The sequence below is a fragment of the Ruegeria sp. HKCCE4148 genome, assembly GCF_017872495.1.
Classification (GTDB): domain Bacteria; phylum Pseudomonadota; class Alphaproteobacteria; order Rhodobacterales; family Rhodobacteraceae; genus Ruegeria.
In genome coordinates, this window is the sequence record NZ_JAEDOS010000011.1 from 25,502 (window position 1) to 43,379 (window position 17,878).

General features: G+C 57.8%; 13 protein-coding genes. 6 read left to right on the top strand and 7 right to left on the bottom strand.

Translation table 11 applies throughout. The features are described from left to right. Nucleotides 1-4 precede the first annotated feature (4 nt). The 3 genes from I9187_RS19435 to I9187_RS19445 all read right to left on the bottom strand — a co-directional run bounded on the left by I9187_RS19435 (nt 5) and on the right by I9187_RS19445 (nt 3,710). Nucleotides 5-1,636: a GMC family oxidoreductase gene (locus tag I9187_RS19435; RefSeq protein ID WP_209509816.1), complete on the bottom strand. Its 1,632-nt coding sequence runs from the start codon at nt 1,634-1,636 to the stop codon at nt 5-7. Nucleotides 1,637-1,639: 3 nt separating this feature from the next. Further along, nucleotides 1,640-2,560, bottom strand: coding sequence for a glycosyltransferase (locus I9187_RS19440; RefSeq protein ID WP_209509815.1), 921 nt, complete (start codon nt 2,558-2,560; stop codon nt 1,640-1,642). 97 nt (nt 2,561-2,657) lie between these two features. After that, nucleotides 2,658-3,710, bottom strand: coding sequence for a Gfo/Idh/MocA family oxidoreductase (locus tag I9187_RS19445; RefSeq protein ID WP_209509814.1), 1,053 nt, complete (start codon nt 3,708-3,710; stop codon nt 2,658-2,660). Between the two features lie 156 nt (nt 3,711-3,866). Between I9187_RS19445 and I9187_RS19450 the strand changes: the two genes are divergently transcribed. The 4 genes from I9187_RS19450 (at nt 3,867) to I9187_RS19465 (ending at nt 8,387) form a co-directional block, all read left to right on the top strand. After that, nucleotides 3,867-4,955 (top strand): NAD-dependent epimerase/dehydratase family protein, encoded by a 1,089-nt coding sequence (locus tag I9187_RS19450; RefSeq protein WP_209509813.1) that lies wholly within the window; start codon nt 3,867-3,869, stop codon nt 4,953-4,955. A 67-nt stretch (nt 4,956-5,022) separates the two neighbouring features. After that, on the top strand, nt 5,023-6,198 hold the full coding sequence (locus I9187_RS19455; RefSeq protein ID WP_209509812.1) for a glycosyltransferase family 1 protein: 1,176 nt from the start codon (nt 5,023-5,025) through the stop codon (nt 6,196-6,198). Nucleotides 6,199-6,419: 221 nt separating this feature from the next. Further along, nucleotides 6,420-7,790 carry a nucleotide sugar dehydrogenase gene (locus tag I9187_RS19460; RefSeq protein ID WP_209509811.1) on the top strand — a complete coding sequence of 457 codons (1,371 nt, stop codon included), beginning with the start codon at nt 6,420-6,422 and terminating at the stop codon, nt 7,788-7,790. Between the two features lie 393 nt (nt 7,791-8,183). Further along, a complete protein-coding gene (locus I9187_RS19465; protein WP_171621428.1) occupies nt 8,184-8,387 on the top strand; it encodes a hypothetical protein in 204 nt (67 codons plus the stop codon). A 4-nt stretch (nt 8,388-8,391) separates the two neighbouring features. Here the strand turns inward: I9187_RS19465 and I9187_RS19470 are convergent, their stop codons facing one another. Next, nucleotides 8,392-9,399 (bottom strand): replication initiator protein A, encoded by a 1,008-nt coding sequence (locus tag I9187_RS19470; RefSeq protein WP_171238969.1) that lies wholly within the window; start codon nt 9,397-9,399, stop codon nt 8,392-8,394. A gap of 400 nt (nt 9,400-9,799) precedes the next feature. Between I9187_RS19470 and I9187_RS19475 the strand changes: the two genes are divergently transcribed. Both I9187_RS19475 and I9187_RS19480 read left to right on the top strand, forming a co-directional pair. After that, nucleotides 9,800-11,212, top strand: a complete 1,413-nt coding sequence (locus tag I9187_RS19475) for an AAA family ATPase (RefSeq protein ID WP_245223313.1) — start codon at nt 9,800-9,802, stop codon at nt 11,210-11,212. Between the two features lie 73 nt (nt 11,213-11,285). Next, complete coding sequence (locus tag I9187_RS19480) at nt 11,286-12,308, top strand: ParB N-terminal domain-containing protein (protein WP_209509809.1); 1,023 nt, start codon at nt 11,286-11,288, stop codon at nt 12,306-12,308. A gap of 22 nt (nt 12,309-12,330) precedes the next feature. Here the strand turns inward: I9187_RS19480 and I9187_RS19485 are convergent, their stop codons facing one another. The 3 genes from I9187_RS19485 to I9187_RS19495 all read right to left on the bottom strand — a co-directional run bounded on the left by I9187_RS19485 (nt 12,331) and on the right by I9187_RS19495 (nt 17,790). Further along, nucleotides 12,331-14,133, bottom strand: a complete 1,803-nt coding sequence (locus I9187_RS19485) for a hypothetical protein (protein WP_209509808.1) — start codon at nt 14,131-14,133, stop codon at nt 12,331-12,333. Between the two features lie 296 nt (nt 14,134-14,429). Next, nucleotides 14,430-15,521 carry a tyrosine-type recombinase/integrase gene (locus I9187_RS19490; RefSeq protein WP_245223314.1) on the bottom strand — a complete coding sequence of 364 codons (1,092 nt, stop codon included), beginning with the start codon at nt 15,519-15,521 and terminating at the stop codon, nt 14,430-14,432. 280 nt (nt 15,522-15,801) lie between these two features. Continuing rightward, nucleotides 15,802-17,790 (bottom strand): acyltransferase family protein, encoded by a 1,989-nt coding sequence (locus I9187_RS19495; RefSeq protein ID WP_209509806.1) that lies wholly within the window; start codon nt 17,788-17,790, stop codon nt 15,802-15,804. Between the last annotated feature and the right edge of the window lie 88 nt (nt 17,791-17,878).

Below are 17,878 nucleotides of genomic sequence, written 5' to 3' on the forward strand. Positions count from 1 at the left end.
CGCATCATATGCCGCGCGCGCGCTCTGCTGTGACCTTCTCGGCAATCCGCGCCCCTGCGCGGGCTGACAAGGCCATGATGGTCAGGCCGGGATTCTGGAACGGATTGGTCGGGAACGACGCCGAGTCCGTGACATGGACATTGGGGCAATCAAACACTTCAAGGTTCCTGTTAAGCACATGTCGGGCAGGATCATCTCCCATGCATGCCCCTCCGGTTTCATGGATCGATGACCCCGGCCGTAAGGCGCCGTCGGGGGTATAGACCAGCGGCCCGGCCATCTTGTAGGCCAGCTTCGACACCAGGCTTTCGCGCCCCAGCAGGTCATCGGGCAGGCCGAAGGTTTGCGACACGTCCTTCAGGGTGTCTTTCATATCCTGCACCATCGCGCGTTCATTGTCGGAATGGCGCAGCGTGACTTTTGGCGCGGGAACGCCCCAGGCATCGCGTTTGTTGGGGTCAAGCTCTATCCGGTTTTCAGCACGCGGCAGAACCTCTCCGATTGCCATGAAAAACCAGCCGGGTTCGATCCGCCCGACGGACCCCAGCAGCGAATAGCTGCGCAGAAACCGGCAATCCTCGCGCTTACCGCGATTGCGAAAACCGGGAATATAAATGCCGGATTGGGCGCCGAAATCATACGGATCATGATCCGACCCCAGCCCTTCGATCTCGGACATAGTGCCTGCCCGAAAAACCATCAGATGATCCGACAGGTAGCGCCCCAGATTACCTGATGAATTGCCCAGACCCTTCTCATGACGCGGCCCGTGGGAATTCAGCAAAAGCCGCACGGATTCAATGGTCGAGGCGCAAACCGCAATCACCCGCGCCCTCACGGTATGCTCCTGCCCGCTGGCCGCGTCGATATAGCGAACCCCGGTTGCCAAACCCGTCTGCGCATCGGTTTCGATCTTTGACACCACCGCCCCGCTGCGCAGCTCGAAATTCCCTGACGCCTGTGCCGCCGTCAGGGGCAGAGGCGTCCGCGCCGGCACATGGCGGATGATCCGACAGGTGGTGGCGGGGCGATCCGGCCATTTTTGCGCAAGCTCGGCCATGAGCGCGCGTTCGGCCTTGGTCAGCGGGTGCGGGGCGTCGTAAATTCCATCGGGCAGGTTTTCGATTTGCGCCGCCTCGCCCGCGACACCCAGAAACTGTTCGACCCGGCCATACCAAGGGTCGAGGTCGGCATAGGAAATCGGCCAGCTGTCCCCGAACCCATCCTGTTCGGCGGCCTTGAATTCCTGATCCGAAAGGCGCAACGCATTGCGCCCCCACAGATGCAGCCGCCCGCCGACCTGACGGGACCGGAACCAGTTGAAATGGGCGCCGGATGGCGTAGTGTAGGGATTCTGTCGGTCATTGACGAACAGATGCCCGGTCAAAGGCGTGAAGGACATGCAGCGCGCCTGAACATGCTGCCCCCGCAGGATCGCCATGACACGGCTGAGGATGCTGACGCGGGATCCGCCTGCCCGGTCGCTGTCGGGGAAATCATCCTTGGGGTCCAGCGCGCGCCCGGCCTCCAGCATCAATGTCCGGCAGCCGCGCTCGCTTGTTTCCTTCGCAACCCATCCCCCGGCGGCGCCGGAGCCAATGACGATAACGTCGTATTCTGGCCCGGGTGCCTGCATCGCTCAGGGCCTGCGCGTGATGTAGCCCCAGACCTCACCACAGGTCCAGGCAATGGTCAGGATGATGATATAGGGCAGCGCTGTCAGATACCGCAGAAACCGCCCCTTGCTGGCTTGTGTCAGGCCATGGCGCACCCACAGAACCGGCGGGATCAGCGGGCTGGACACGATATAGGCCAGCCGTTTCGGACCGCTCATATGCATCGCCCGGATATGGCCGAACAGACGGCCCCAATGAAACCGCTCGGGCAATAGCTGGCCCAGCCGAGCCGGAGGGCGGACATGATCGACAACCAGCTCATTGGACAGCAACAGCTCTTCGCCCTGTTCGATCAGAAACCAGTGGACGACCGGCTCGCGGAACCGCTCTTTCCACAGATGGCGGGTCGCCTCGAGCGCCTTCCGACTGTAGGTCACGTTCACGTCCGAAACCCATTCCGCCGGGCCGCTGTAAAACGGCAGACCATAGCGGCCAAAATCGGTCACATAGAACGCCCAGTTGAGCAGCGAGACCGGTTCCTTGCAGTCGATGGCCCCGCCAATGACATTCTTGCCGGTTTCCGCATGCAGGCGCATGACGGTGCGGGCCCAGTCAGGATGCGGATGCCCGCGATCTTCGAGGATCGCGATCACGTCACCGGTGGCGGCAGCCAGCCCGGCGGCCCGGCGGCGGTCAAACAGCTCATGCTGACCCGCCTCGGATGTAATGGGGCGGGCGGGCGTGATCGGCCCGAGGTCCAGAAAATTCACCTCCGGAAACTCCGCTGCATAATCGGCGGCATCCGAAACGCTCGCATCATAAGGCACGATGATATCCAGCGGCGGCGGGTCTTCGAATGCGGCGACCGACATCAGGAAATCGCGCAGATACGTGCTGCCATCGACAATGGTCACAACAATGGAAAGCGTTGGATGATCTGTCATCGCAAGCTCCTGCAACTAAAAAAGTCCTGCCTCTTCAAGGCAGATACTGACAAGGCCCGGCCGGGATGCCAAGCGCCGTCTGGAAACCGGTCGGATGTCATGCGGCCATGTCCCCCAACGCCTCAAGCGTCACCGGCTGGCCGGATGCACTGCTTTCGCGCACCGCATCCGCAACCTCGATCGCCCGCAGGGCAGCGTGGCCATCGGAAATACGCAAACCGGTCTGCCCCGCACAAAGCCCGACAAATTCCTGCAGCTCATCGGCAAAGGACAGCAGCGCCGTGGTTTTCCAGGATTTCAGCTTTTCCCGCAGCATGATCCCCGGATAACGACGATGCTGGCGGGTGGGCTTGCCGCCCGGACGATCCATGGTAATCAACAATGTCTCCATCGGCGCATAGGCGCCGCGCACCATGCCCTTGCTGCCATAAACCTCGATCTGGCTTTTGTAGCCTTTCCAGTCCGTCCAAGTCGCCTGGTAGATCGCTGGGATGCCGTCAGGATTTTTTAAGATGGCCATCGCATTGTCTTCAGAACCGGGTTCATTCCAGACTTGTTCGGTAGCAACGCCGTAAACGCTGGTGATTTCACCCAGCATGTGGCGGGCCATGTCGGTCATGTGGATGCCCACGTCCCACAGCGCCCCGCCGCCCGAAATGTCGGATTTGTATTCCCAGTCATGCACAAATTTCGTCAGCCCCTCATGCCCGCCATAGATACGCATATGATCGATCTCTCCGATCTGGCCAGACCTGATGACATCCTTCACGTATGAGAAGGCCGGGTAATAGCGCATGTTGAACCCACCGCCCAAAGCCTTGCCCGCCGCCCGGGCCGCTGCAACGATCCTACGGCTGACCTCTGCCGTGGTGGCCAGCGGCTTTTCCGCCAGAACATGCAGCCCCCGCTCAAATGCGGTGATGCACAAAGGTTCGCGTACATGCGCCGGGGTCGAAATAACGACCGCATCCATGGCAACATCAAAAAACCTGCCCGCATCGGTAAAAGCCGGTGCACCACTGGCAACGGCTTCGGCGAGCTGCATGTCCATATCTAAAACGGCGGCAAGCGTGGTGTCGGGGTTGTCGATAATGGTCTGCACGCGCATCTGCCCGATCTTGCCGGCAGCACCGATCACACCGATCTTCATAAAATTCCTCACTCAAAAACCATGGGATGTCACACCCCGGACATCTATAACAGCAGATCATCTGTTAGCGGAGTAGCATGCACAACCACCCTGCGCTAGGCTTCTGAGGCGCAACGATTTCATGCCTTGATTTAAATTGAAGAAGGATTGGCAACAGTGAACTTCACAAGCTTGGAAAAACTACAGGGGCAGATGGTCTTTGTCACCGGCGCAACGGGATTCCTTGGGGCGCGTCTGGTTCCAGCCCTTCTGGAGAACGGGGCACGGGTCACAGCCCTATTGCGCAACCGTCACGGCGCGAGCGATCTGGAGGCGAAAGGCGTCAATGTCGTCACCGCAGCATTGGGCGATCGGACAGCAATCATGGAGGCCCTACGCGATCACGATGTACTGGTGCATCTGGCCTATGACGTGCGCGCCACTTCCGAGAAGAACCTGTCGGATTTCACCGCGCTCATTGGCGCAGCAGGGGACACTGACATCGGGCGGATCGTCCATACCAGCTCTATCGTAGTCTATGATGTCTGGCCCAATGAAAGCTTGGATGAAACCAGCCCCATGCAACGCCCCGGCGGCAGCCCCTACCGTCAGGCCAAGATCGAGATGGAAAAACAGCTGATGGCCGGGCCGATCCCGGCGGCCATCCTGCAACCGACCTTGATTTACGGGCCCGGCAGCGCCCTATGGACCGATCAGCTGACGGAAAACCTTGCCGCCGGAACACAGATCCTGTCACAGCCCGAAGGCCTGTGTAATGCCGTGTTCGTCGACGATGTGGTGCAAGCCATCCTCAGGGCGGCGGTGCTGGCGGATCTGGGCCAGGAACGCTTTGTCATCTCAGGACCTGAGCCAGTGGCCTGGTCTGACCTGTTGTTGGGCTATTCCCGGATCATCGGCAAGGGCGAGCTGCGGTTTGAACCATATCAGAGCCTCTCGGATCGGCTGGGACCCGAACCCGATCACGACGCGGGCCCCGAGACCCTTTCGGTTGCGCCCAGGATCGGCGCATTTGGCCGTGCCCTGCTGGGGCGCGAGCGGTTTGAGACGCTGGTACGCACTATTAAAAGGCGCGTGTCCTCCGGCGATGGTGCTACCTATCCCGACCGACATCTGCTGGAGCTTTTTGCCTCCAAAGGCGAGTGCAGCATCGCACATGCACAGGAACGGCTGGGCTATCAGCCCGACTATCCGCTTGAAAAAGGATTGGCGGCGACAGCAGACTATTTGCGGGGCCGGTATGGCTGACGCCATGCCCGTCATTTGAAACGCAACCGCATGGTCCGGATTTTAGGACCGCTATCAAGGCAAGAACATGCTGCATATCGGTGTAGATGCCAGTTCCTGGGAAAATGAACGTGGCTTTGGACGCTTCACCCGCAATCTGATCCCCGCGCTCGCGGCCCGGCAGACAGGGTTCCGCTATACGCTGCTGTTCGATCAGGAACCGACACGCCCCGTGCCCGAAGGAGTAGATGTCAGGATCGCCGGATCGGAAAAGTCGATGTCAGAGGCCTCCTCTGGCGCTTCGGCACGCGGCGGGGCGGATTTGATGACCATGGCCAGATCCGCGCGGCAGATGGACTGCGATCTGTTCTTCTACCCGGCGGTCTATTCCTATTTCCCGCAACTGACCCGGCGGCCGTCGGTCGTGTGTTTTCACGACACTATTCCCGAACGCTTTCCCGATCTGATCTTTCCCAAAAAGCTGAACTTCCGCCTGTGGCAGGCGAAATGCTGGCTGGCTAAGAAACAGGCTACGCGGATCATGACAATCTCGCAGGCGTCTGCCGATGATCTGGAACGCATCCTGCGCATTCCCGCCGCGCACACCGACATCATCACTGAAGGGGCCGAGCCGGTCTTTCGGCAAATCCAGGACACACAGCTTCTGGCGCAGACGCGTCAGGCATATGGCGTTCCGCTCGATGCTCGTTTGCTCGTCTATGTGGGTGGGTTCAACCGGCACAAGAACGTGCTGCGCCTGATCGAGGCGATGCCGGCCATTCTGGATCATGTGCCAAATGCACGTCTGACCATTGTCGGACGTACCATCGGCGCGCGGTTCTGGGACAATGTCGAAGACCTTAAGGCCAGCTCCGCTGCTGACGCCGCCCGGTCGGAAAGCATAGTCTTTACCGGCGAGATCGATGATGAGCAACTTGCCGCCTTGCTGAACGCCGCCGACGCACTGGTCTTCCCGTCGCTCTGGGAGGGCTTCGGCCTGCCCGCGCTTGAAGCGATGTCCTGCGGCACGCCGGTTCTGTCCTCGGATCGCGGCAGCCTTCCGGAAGTAGTGGGCAATGGCGGGCTGTATTTCGATCCCCTGTCCAGCCAAGCCCTGGCCAACCAAGCCATCCGCCTGCTGCGCGAACCGGGCCTGCAAAACGACCTGTCGCAAAAGGCGCTGTTACAGGCTTCGGGCTTTAGCTGGGACAAGGGCGCCGAACTGGCCGAGGCGTCGTTTCGGAATGCGTTGCACCCGAAATGACAAAAAATCCGCCCGGCCTGACTTTATCAAAGGTCTATCAACAGTATTGCCGTGACTCAAAAATTAAGCCCTTTCGGGAAACACGGCACTGCAGCCTAAGGCCGGGCGGACAAATATGTTGGATTCGCACCCGTTCCGCCCTATCCGTGGAAAAGGTGGGGCCTTCCGCCGTCCGCATCGCGAATTGATTTCAGTGTGACTTTGTACGATCAGGATAGATTATGAACTACGAAACCTCGCACCATCAGTCCCTCAAGCAGCTTATCGCGGCGCGCGATGCGCGGGTTGCCGTGGTTGGGCTGGGCTATGTCGGCCTGCCGCTGGCGCTGACGGCTTATGATAAGGGGTTCGACACCACCGGCGTTGACCTCAACCCCGATCGGGTGGCGCGGATCAATCAGGGCGATCAGGTCATCTCGTACCTGGAACAGGACCGGATCGCGCAGGCGGTGACCAGCGGCAAATTCCGTGCGACGCAGGACGCCGCAGCACTTGCCGAGGCCGATATCATCCTGATCTGCGTTCCGACCCCGCTGACCGACGCACAAGACCCGGACATGCGTTTTGTCGCGGCTGCCGCACAAACCATGGCACAGCATCTGCGCCCCGGTCAGATGGTAGTGCTGGAAAGCAGCGTCTGGCCCGGTGCCACAACGACATTGGTTCAGCCGATCCTCGAAGCGGGCGGTCTGCGGGCGGGTTCCGATTTCTTCCTGGCCTTCTCGCCCGAGCGCGAAGACCCCGGCAATGACAAGTTCGACACGCACAGCATTCCCAAGGTGGTCGGTGCCGACGATCCGCAATCGCGGCAACTGGTCGAGGATTTCTATCGCGCCATCGTCACCAGCGCCGTGCCGGTGAGTTCAGCCGCCACAGCCGAGGCTGTGAAGCTGGTCGAAAACAGCTTTCGCACCGTCAATATTGCGCTGGTCAACGAGTTGAAGACCGCACTTGAAGCAATGGACGTGGATGTCTGGGAAGTAATCGAAGCTGCGGCGACCAAGCCGTTTGGCTTCATGCCCTTCTATCCCGGTCCTGGAATTGGTGGGGCCTGCATCCCGGTGTCTCCGGCCTATCTGGCCTGGCGCGCCGCGGATGCAGGATCTGATACGCCGCTGATCAATCTGGCCCGCACCAGCAATGACGCGGTGCCAGAGATGCTGGCAGCACGAATGGCAGCCGAGTTGGCCGCGCGCAACGGGTCCGCGCTGGCGGAAACCGGGCAGCCCCTGACCGGGCAGCGCATCCTGCTGATGGGCATCGCCTATAAGCGCGATGTCGAGGATACCCGCCGCAGCCCGGCGCTGGTGTTGCTGGACGAGTTGGAAAAGCTTGGGGCCGAGGTCGAGTATCACGACCCTTATTTCCCGCGCCTGCCCGAAGGCGGCGAATACCCGCAACTGGCGGGCCGAACCTCGCAGCCGCTGACGGCAGACAACCTGAAACGCTATGCCGCCGTGGCCGTGATCACCGATCACAGCGCCCCGGATTACGATCTGGTTGCACGTGAAGCGGCGCTGGTTTTTGATACGCGCAATGTCTTTGAAAAAGCGGGGATCAAGGTGACGGACGGGCGTTTGGTCAAGATGTGACCCTCCGGGGCCACCCAGCAAACCTTTGATCCTTCAATGGCCAAAGCGCACGCTCGTCTGCCATTCCATCCAAATGATCGCGGATTGACAGAGCGGTGCCATAGGCGGACCTTTGCACATTTTCAGGGGTCCTCGGCGTTCTATATTGCTGTAACAAAAGTTTTAAGGAACTATCTGCTCAGACATATTCATGTCTCAATAAATTATAAGCAGTGTTGCGCGAGTAGTGGAGCAAAGCTCCGTCAGGTAAAAATAACCAAATTTTAACCCTTAGTGGTCCAAAGTTTTGCCATGATTTCATCGCGGAATCATTTTGGGTATTTGCCCAATGGCATAGCTGCACCCGCTCGGGGACTAGCCAGACCAAGACCAGAGCTGGAGGACTTGGAGAACATGATCGGAGTTATCGGAATAGCCATTCTTGTCGGCCTGTGCGCCGCTGGGATTGCTTTGTTCTCCGGCGCGTCCATTCTTATGGTACTGGGCAGCTACATCCTCTTTGGCTGGCTCTTCATCATTGCTGCCCTCATCGTTGTTATCGCGGTCAAAATCGTGAAGAGACGCGTGCAGAAACAAAACCCTGCTTATTCCAGCTAAGCGTTTAGTCCCGCCCGGCGACCCGCTTGGCCACATAGCCCAGAAATGCCCGTTGCGGGTTCCTGATCTGTGGGCGCCCCGATGCGGCCCAATAAGCCAACCAATCCGCCTCCAGCGCATAGACATCGCGGCCCGGCGCCATAGCCCGGGCTTCTTCCAGCGCCTCTGAGGGCAAGATCGGCTTGTCCGGTCCCTCGACCACCTGACCGCGGCGGGTAAAGCGGATCAGGTCGCCGGGCTCTTCGGTCATCTCATAATCGGGCAGATGATCGGCCGCGATCATGTCGCGGATCATCTTACGGAACACCCGCCGGGGTGAGGCCGAGCCCGACTTCTTCAGCAGCACCTCGACCGAAATCCGCCATTCGGGCTGGCGGCCACAATGCTTACGCGCCAGTTCATAAATCCGACGCTCAAGCGGTTTGCGCAGACGGAAATAGTCGCGGCTGAGGGTCAGAACCGATTTCGCCAGCACCGCCCGAAACAGCCAGTCCGACAGTTTCACGCTGACGCTGACCATCCGGCCCGCCCGGGTATGGCGGACGATCTCCCAGCTTTCGATCAGACCGAACCCAGTGGTGGTCTCTTTCTCACCGGTGACGATGTTGGTGGTAATCCTTGTACCGGCCAGCCGCTCGAACGCCTCGCGCAGACGCTTGTAACCGTCACCGCTGGTTTCGCGGTTGGTGGCCACCAGCAGATCATGCGCCTTCAGATGTAACACCCGGCTGACGGTCCGGCCCGCATTGATCGCCGCCATCAGCTGACTGATACAGAAGATCAGGATGTCCTTGTCGTGGATCGTTGCCAAACCACGCACCGACGGCGTCACAGTAATCTCGACCCCGTTATGTTCGTAATTCAGAATCCGCCGGTCCGGCCGGGTCGAGAGCGAAAACATCGGATGCTCCATCGACCCCATATCTGTCTTGGGCAGCGCATCGAAGATATCGCATACAAAAAAATCGCCCGTTGGGTGCCGGTCAGGCAACAACGCCCCTGACCCGCTCATACTGCCCTGCCCATATGTCCTGCCCGAATCTTTGTTCGTGGTTTTATTGACGCTTACCGTAGAGTTATCCACAGGAAGCGTAAAGCCGCCGGAACGTGGGTTCAGAGTCACTGCAACGTGGGTTCAGAGTCACCCTATCGTGGGATCAGATTCACTAGTGAACTCAAAAATCGCAGAAATCTATTTCTTTTCTTATAGTTACAAGAATTAAAATTCGGCTGTAACTACTAAAATAACAGGATTCTAACTGGATATTTTTTTACCTCACTCTCAAAAGCAGCGTTTCAAAGGTATTTACCCCTTATTTTTGCTTAGAAAATTCGGTTTTGTGCTCACAATGCTTCCATATGCTTCATTTTGCGGTATATTACCAAAAACATAGCACATGGGCAGATTTTCAATGCGAGCAGCACCGTCCGAAGGGCTTCCCCCCTATTTCAATATCGATCCTGATCTGGCCCATGCTGAGTTGGGCGAACCAACCGGAACCCATGAGTTCTCGCAGATTGCAGATGCCTGCGCCCGAGGGCGGGCAGATCTGGCAAACCGGGGTCTTGAAGAAGATGGACAGAAAAAACTGCGCCTGTTTTCAACTTGGGAAATCACCAAATATCTGATCCCTGTTGCCCCCGCCCATTTTCGACGGGTGTTAAAGAGCAACCAGGATTTACCACAGGGACAGTCCGAGACGGAAGGTGGCGCCAAGTGGTTCACCCTGGATGAGGTTCTGCGGCTGCGCACACATTTTGCATCAGAAGGATCCAAAGCAAAAGAATACCGTCCCTACCGACCCAAAGGGTTGCCGGCCAAGATTGTCTCGGTGGCCAATTTCAAAGGCGGCGTCGGCAAGACCTCGACCTGCGCGCATCTTGCAATGTCTGCTGCTTTGGACGGCTACAAGGTACTGGTCATTGATCTGGACAGCCAGGGCTCGATGACGTCGATCTTCGGCGGCAAGGTCAGCGATGAATGGCAGACGGTATTTCCCCTGCTCGCCCGTCATTACGCCACCCATCTGCGCCGCGACAATCAGGGGCGGCTTGACCGGGGTGAAGCGCCGCATCCGATTGACGATACCCTGTCCGAGGCGCTGAAAACCCGCAACAGCGACCTGATCCAGGCCACTCATTGGCCGAATATCGATCTGATCGGCGCTCAGCTGAACCTCTACTGGGCCGAGTTTCAAATTCCGGTCTGGCGGATGCAAGGCCGCAGCTGGAAGCTGTGGGATGCACTGACCGACACGCTGGACGAGGATGGGGTGCTGGACGACTATGACATCATCTTCATCGATACCCCCCCTGCCCTCGGCTATCTGACGATCAACGGGCTGGCGGCCTCGGATGTCCTGCTGGTGCCCATGGGGGCCTCGTTTCTGGAATTCGACTCCACCGGTCGGTTCTTCGACATGCTGCATTCAACGTTCCAGTCCATTGAGGATGGAGAGAACATGGCCGCCCGCGCGCTTGGACGGCCCGAGATGGCGTTTCAGTGGGACGCGGTGCGCACAATCATCACCCGCTATGACGGCAGCCAGCAGGCCGAGCTGGCGGGATTGATGCAAGCCTATCTGGGCCGCACCCTGTCGCCACACTGGCAGGGCTACACGGCGCTGATTGGTCAGGCCGGGGAACAAGTCAACGGCATCTACGAGGCGGATTACCGCGATTTCAACCGCGAGACCTATGTGCGCGGGCGAGAAACCTTTGATGCCACCTATGCTTCGTTCAAGAAGCTGTTGATTGGCGTTTGGCGGGGTGAAGAGCGGGCCCAGCAGGCCGAAGAGGCGGGAACACCGGAATTGTCGCTCTGAGTGCGATGTTTCGCGCGCGAAACACGTCTTCTATGACACGAAACAGAGTCTGATCCGAGCAGGAGAAAAAGTGATGGCCAAACGCAAACGACTGACCCCAGCCCGGCCGGATTATCTGGAAGACAATCGCCCTGCCCCCGGGTTGAACCCCATGTCCCCCGCTGAGACACCCCGCGCCGCGCCGCCGGTTGCACAGGTGGCCGGGGCCACGGCTGCCCAGGCCGCTTTGGAAGAGCTGTCCGGAGAATTGCGTGCCGCCCGGGCCGAAGGTCGTTTGGTGCAGGACCTGCCGCTGGACGCCATCGAGGAGACCTATCTGGTGCGTGATCGGTTGGCGGCTGATGACGCGGATATGGAGGCGCTGAAGGAAAGCCTGAAGGCACGCGGGCAGCAAACACCGATCGAGGTCGTGGAATTGACCGAAGGGCAGTATGGCCTGATCTCGGGTTGGCGGCGCATGACTGCGCTGCGGGCGCTGGTACAGGAGACGGGCGAGCCCCGCTTTGAAACTGTGCGCGCTTTCCTCAGACAGCCGCAGAGCGCCTCGGACGCGTATGTGGCCATGGTCGAGGAAAACGAAATCCGTGTCGGGCTTAGCTATTACGAGCGCGCCCGGATCGTAGCCCGTGCGGCTGAGCAGGGCGTTTACCCGGACGAGGCTGCTGCCCTGCGCGGTTTGTTTGCATCGGCCAGCCGGGCCAAACGATCAAAGATTGGTTCGTTCATCGCGATCTATCAGGCGTTGGATGATCATCTACAGTTCCCTTCGGCCATTCCTGAACGATTGGGGCTGTCGATTGCCAAGGTCCTGAAGGACGATCCAAAGGCGGTATCTGCGCTTATCAAAACGCTGGGTAAAGCCGGGGCCGAGACATCGGAGGCAGAGTTGTCTGCCCTGACACAGGCAGTGAATAGCAGCAGCTCAGAACGCGGGAATTCATCTGTATCAGACTCTGATACATCCCCTAAAGAGACAATAGGAAACATTCAGCTGAAGCCGAACCGGAACGGAACGCAGATCATTCTTTCTGGTCGGGGAATGTCTGAAGCATTCCTGGCGGACCTGCGGGCTTGGTTACAATCCCGCGACAGCTAATGTTTCGCGCGCGAAACACTGGTCAGGGTATGGTCTGAGCCTCGGTTGCTTCCCATTCCGTTCCATTGAAGCGTTCGACGATGACAGCCTGATATTCGAACCTGCCAAGACGCTGCGCATAGTGGCATCGCCCTCCGAGCGGAACGCCCGGATCCTCAAGCGTGAAGATAGCCATCTTTTCCTGGCCATCAACATTTTCCAGTCGAAAGCGCGTGGCGGCGCCTGCAAGAGGCAGAACCTCGCAGGCGGGGCGTTGCCAGACAAGCATGTCTTCGGTTCGACACAGTGCTTCATCATGTCCGACATCGATACAATCGACCTGCTCTTTCAGGCCGGATGAAGATTCTAAACAGACGTGAACGGTGTGGCCGTCGAGAAAGACCGCGCCTGTTTCCGGAAAGGCAGGGCACGGTATGGGGCTGTCAGCGACAAAGACCGGTTCCATCGGGCGACCATAAAGTTCGGTGAAGATCCCCGGCACTGGGTTGTTACGGTGAAAGACGGTCCAACCCAGAAGGCCACCCCAACTGAGTTCGGGATAGTCCAGCCCGCCCGAGATGCGAAAGTTTGTACCGTCAAAGCCTGGGGTCTCTGAGACTTGTTTAAAGATTGCGTGTGCGGTTGCGGTGTCGCGCCTCCCAGTTTCCACTTGGTCCATCCAGACCATGAGACTCAGTGTTACTGAGACAGCCATGAGACCTGCGGCACCGCCTTTGAGCAGCGCACCAATGACAGAGCCGCGTTGCCACCAGCCGCACAACTGGCCCGAACAGAGCAAAACGGAGAACATCGCGAAGGGCAGATAAGCCACCACGCGTCCTGGCATCCAGAGGCTTGTATATGCAAACCATGCGATCACCGGCAGAATGAAGAGCCCCGCAAAGGCACCAAATGCCACCCGCACCGCAGGGACAAGGCCAGCTGCCCGCAAGGCGCGGAGCGCCGCCCATCCGGATGCCAGCAGTGTCATTGCCAGAGTGGCTGCGTAAATCAGTTGGATAATCCAAGGGGTGTGTTGAAACCCACCTGAGTGCAATCGTTTCCAGAAGGATGGTAATACCGCCAGTTTTTGCAGAATCTGGTCTGAGCTTGGTTGGCTGAAGCGGGTGACTTCTCCGGTATGGGAACTAAGGCCTACAGCGATCCGCCACTCCAGTAGATAGACGAGAATGGCACAGACAGACCCAATCAAGGCTATTAGGACAGCCCGCGTAACGATTTTCGGGGTAGACTTGTCATACCGCATGATCTGAAGTGCGATGAATAGGGCTCCGAATGGGGCGAATGGCTGATAGATCGCGCAGGAAAAAGCCAGCATTTGTATTGCGAGAAAGGCGCGGGCAAACCAGCCGAGACCGATTGGTCGTTCGGCAAGATACCAGAAGATGCAATAAGCCTGCAGGGACAGTGCGAGTGCCAGTGGAAACGCGAAGACGTGCGATGAGAAATTCAGCGCATCGATCATGTAGATGTGGCAAATGCTAAGGCTGAAAATCACGGTCGCGGTGAGTGGGACTTGGGGCTCATCGATTATAGTTCGTGCTAGGACCCATGAAATCCAGAACAGGCAGACAAAGGCGAGGGCAGCCTGAATGGGTGTCAGGAACCGCTCCCCCATGGCAAATACATAAAGCGCTTCCATTGCCCATCTGCCTTCTTCAGTGGTCCAGTTGAGAGGCATACCGCCTGCGGGTGCCCCCTGAAGTTGTCGCCAGTCATCAGGGTTGTACCCGTCCAGCAACAACCCCGGCAGGGTTGCGATGCAGAAAACAACTGCGCTTAGCACAAAGGACTGCAAAACGGTCAGATTGACATTATTGAACACTGAAATACTCCGAACCCACTTAATCAATTAGCAGCCTATTATCAGGATATGCGCTTGAGAAGCTTTGGTTTCCTAAGCCCCTTTTTGCTATGCTTTCACTCTGTTTCATTCGTGGTCGTGTTGGGAGGGGGCAAAACAAATTTCGCTGTGCTCTCCCCATTACTTCATCCAAGAGAAAACAAAATCATGAGATACGTAACCAGATTGGTGAGGGGTAGTTAGCGAGAATATCAAATCTGGTAACCAAAATATGTGCCAGCGAATGCCCGTAGGGTTGGATTTCAAAAAGCGGGTTTTCACCCCAACAAATCTGTCGCCGGGTTTTCGGCAATATCGACATCGTCATAATATTTCTGCGCCTGCGCCATCGAGCGGTGCAGGGACAGGCGCATGGCGGCCTGGATCGGCGCTCCGTCGAGTGCGGCCTGGGTCAGAAACCCAGAGCGCAGCCCATGGGGTGAGGCGAAGTCGTCCGGCAGCCCGGCCAGTTTCAGCCGGTGACGAACGATCTGTGCGATCGCATCCGGGGACAGACGGCGACTTAGTACCCGATCGGCCTTGGAGACGGGGCGGAACAAGGGGCCGTCTTGAATCTCACCGACCTCGATCCAATGCACCAGTGCCTGCGCGGCACGGCCCTTCAGCACCAGCCGCGGGGTTTCGCCCTTGGCTGTGGTCTTGGTCTCCAGCAGCGAGAGCCAGACTAGCCCGGTCTTGTCGAATTCCTTGAGAGAGACATCCTCGCGCCTCAGCCCGGTGAGTTCCGACCGGCGGCGACCGCCGGAGGCCCAACCCAGCATCAGCAGCGCCCGGTCGCGGCAGTCGCGCCGGGAACCCCGGCAGGTAGCCAGCAGCAGCTCGAGGATGTCGCGGGTGATCGGATGCTGCGACTTTGGGGCAGGGGGCCGGGCGGCGGCGCGGCGCGCCTTGGCCCGGGCCTGTTTCACCTGTGGCGCCTCGAATGGGGAGGGGAGGTTCTTCATCCGGTGAAACGCCAACCAGGACGCAATCCGCCGGTCCAGTGTCGACGGGGCCGGGCAGGCGAGGGACCTGCGCAGCCCCTGAGCAATCAGCGCTTCTGCGGTTTCGCGCGCCACATCCTTTTCTGTTGCGTCATTCAGATTGCGGGCGTGATCGAGAATGAAGGCAAGTGCAGTGGTCTCGGATTCCGGCCAATCCAGTGCCGCGCCGCACCGGGCGGCCTTCCACGCCGTTACATAGAGCAAATCGCGCTCATAGGCCCTGAGCGTGTTGGCGGGTGTGCCGCGGACATAGAGATCGGTCAGGGCGTCCTGGTCAGACTGCGACAGGGCAGGGGAGGGGCCGGGGAGATAGGGCTCAGGGGTGCTCATACGGCCCGTTCTGCGCCCATTCCCCCACAAAATCAATTATTCATGATAAGGGATACTTATCGAATGTAAATTAAGTTTTTCAAAACTACAAAAGAAACGCGCAAAAAGATAGTATATTGCACACTAATTCTATTGATCTTTTAATATAAAGAGTTTCCGGGGAACTATCACAGATATATCCGCCGACAACTTAACTCCATGGATGCCTCCGGTCAGGTTGTCTGCAAATCCGCAATGGAACATTGGGGTCAGCAGGAGAAGCCTACACCTTCAGAGCCTAAAACAGAGGTTTGCAGAACGTCAGGCGCCAAGAGCCTTACTTCCGCTCCAGCCCAAGCACCGCACGTGCGTTTTGAACAACCTGCATCCTTTTTCCAAATCGTTCTTCACCAGCGTTGCTGAAGTGGTCGCCATCCGACCAGAAAAGGACATCACAGGATAAGAAGTCTTCCGGGAAAGACAGTTTGAGCAAGTTGTGCTGTGACATGAACTCTACTGGCGATGCTGAAAGTGTTTCGGCGATTGTAGCTTCGAGTTTCAAAAATACCTCTTCCGTTCCGGGCCGAAGCATATAAGGGTATTCACATCCCGCCTTCCGAATATAAGTTGGCTGAACATGTGGCTCGATCCGGGGAGATAGCCAGACTGTCGGAATATGGGATGCGATGTGTTCCAGATAGTCCTTTACGGCCTGAACATAACCCATGTGGGGTTCAAAACGGGGTACGGGTTCATTTGGCGACAACCTTTCGAACATACGCCTTCCGCCTAAATCAAACCCGGCCCCGTGCAATAGATAAAAACCGGCCTGCTCAAAGACGGCGAATTCAAAGACATTTGGGTGATATTCAATGAACTCGGCAAGTTCTATGTAGGCGCAACCGGGCAAAAGCGTATGCGGGCGACAGCCGCCTGAGACAACTCCGATTATGAAGGGCTCATTGGCCTGTGATGTGGTTATAACCGCGCCATAAAGATCAATTGCGTGACTGTCGCCCAGAACGAGAATTCCGGGGCCATACTTCTGTGCGCAGTCGATGACACGCTGGCGTACGGTCTCATCAACCATGCGGACGTCGAAGACGCAGTTGCCATTGTCAAAGCGCGACAACGCATTGGCGAGTTGTTCGTTATATGCATGCTCGATCAGGGTAAGCATGTGTTTTTCTGCCTCAGGCATCCGGGCCAGATAGGCGTTGCGCCAGCCTTTTGTCATCTGTCCCCAGACGCCGAATGCCACAAACAACAATGTGACCGTGACTGCCAGGATGAAAACCGGCCTCCGGGGAATTGAATGCGGGCCAGAAGTCCGGCGGAACGGTGTTTCAACGTAGCGCCAGCTTAGATACGCGATCACGAATGTCAGAATGATCAGGCAGAGGAGAACAGTTGGCGATGGGGCCCATGGTGTCCAGAGACGGGCGAAGGCAAAAAGCGGTTGATGCCAAAGATAGGCACTGTAGCTGATAAGCCCGAGACCGACAAATACAGGCTTGGCCAACAATTTGCCCGTTGCTGTTGTCGATCCGGCAAACAGGATCACTAAGACTGTACCGCCGACCGGAAGCAGGGCATAGACCGATGGAAATGGCGTCGCCTCATGGAAGATGAAAATGGAGCTCCCGATCATCACGACACCCAATGCGGCCAGCAAATCATGGGAGGCTGCGCCACGTCGCAGGATCATGGCGCAGAACGATCCGACCAACAGCTCCCAGGCACGCGTCGGCGCAAGAAAGAATGTGGCGCTTGGTGCATTTCGCGAACCCCATTCGCACAGCGCAAAGCTGAGCAGGGCCAAAAACACCAAGATGGGAACAAGCAGTTTTCTTCTATAGGTCCACAACAGCAGCAAAAGCAGCGGGAATACGATATAAAACTGCTCTTCGACCGCGAGACTCCAAGTGTGAAGGAGCGGCTTCTCTTCCGAGTCGAGATCGAAATAACCGCTTTCAACCCAGAACAATACGTTCGAAGCAAAAAGGCCGACGGCCGCGACGCTTTGAGCAAAATTCTTTGCTTCCGTTGGGGTCATTAGGAAAATCGCCACCGGTATGCAGGTGGCAACCATAACCGTAAGAGCGGGCAGAATGCGCCGCGCACGGCGCTCATAGAATTTCAGAAGAGAAAACGTACCTGCTTTGAGTTCCTTGAGAAGGATAGAGGTAATCAGATAACCCGAAATTACGAAAAAGACATCGACGCCAACAAAACCGCCTTTGAAGAGTGAAAAACCAGCGTGAAAAAATACAACTGGCACCACCGCGATCGCGCGTAATCCATCTACTTCGGGGCGGTAATTCATTTCTTCGGAAACTGGAAACTGATTACTAATGGCGGGGACTCAGGAAGAATATAAAAAGTGTAGATGAACGTGACCTGTCGGATGTTGT

Bases quoted from the DNA above. Each gene is read 5' to 3' on its own strand.
- I9187_RS19475 (WP_245223313.1), top strand. From the start codon at position 9,800: ATGCGAGCAGCACCGTCCGAAGGGCTTCCCCCCTATTTCAATATCGAT.
- I9187_RS19460 (WP_209509811.1), top strand. From the start codon at position 6,420: ATGAACTACGAAACCTCGCACCATCAGTCCCTCAAGCAGCTTATCGCG.
- I9187_RS19455 (WP_209509812.1), top strand. From the start codon at position 5,023: ATGCTGCATATCGGTGTAGATGCCAGTTCCTGGGAAAATGAACGTGGC.
- I9187_RS19480 (WP_209509809.1), top strand. From the start codon at position 11,286: ATGGCCAAACGCAAACGACTGACCCCAGCCCGGCCGGATTATCTGGAA.
- I9187_RS19465 (WP_171621428.1), top strand. From the start codon at position 8,184: ATGATCGGAGTTATCGGAATAGCCATTCTTGTCGGCCTGTGCGCCGCT.
- I9187_RS19495 (WP_209509806.1), bottom strand. From the start codon at position 17,790: ATGAATTACCGCCCCGAAGTAGATGGATTACGCGCGATCGCGGTGGTG.
- I9187_RS19445 (WP_209509814.1), bottom strand. From the start codon at position 3,710: ATGAAGATCGGTGTGATCGGTGCTGCCGGCAAGATCGGGCAGATGCGC.
- I9187_RS19440 (WP_209509815.1), bottom strand. From the start codon at position 2,560: ATGACAGATCATCCAACGCTTTCCATTGTTGTGACCATTGTCGATGGC.
- I9187_RS19470 (WP_171238969.1), bottom strand. From the start codon at position 9,399: ATGAGCGGGTCAGGGGCGTTGTTGCCTGACCGGCACCCAACGGGCGAT.
- I9187_RS19435 (WP_209509816.1), bottom strand. From the start codon at position 1,636: ATGCAGGCACCCGGGCCAGAATACGACGTTATCGTCATTGGCTCCGGC.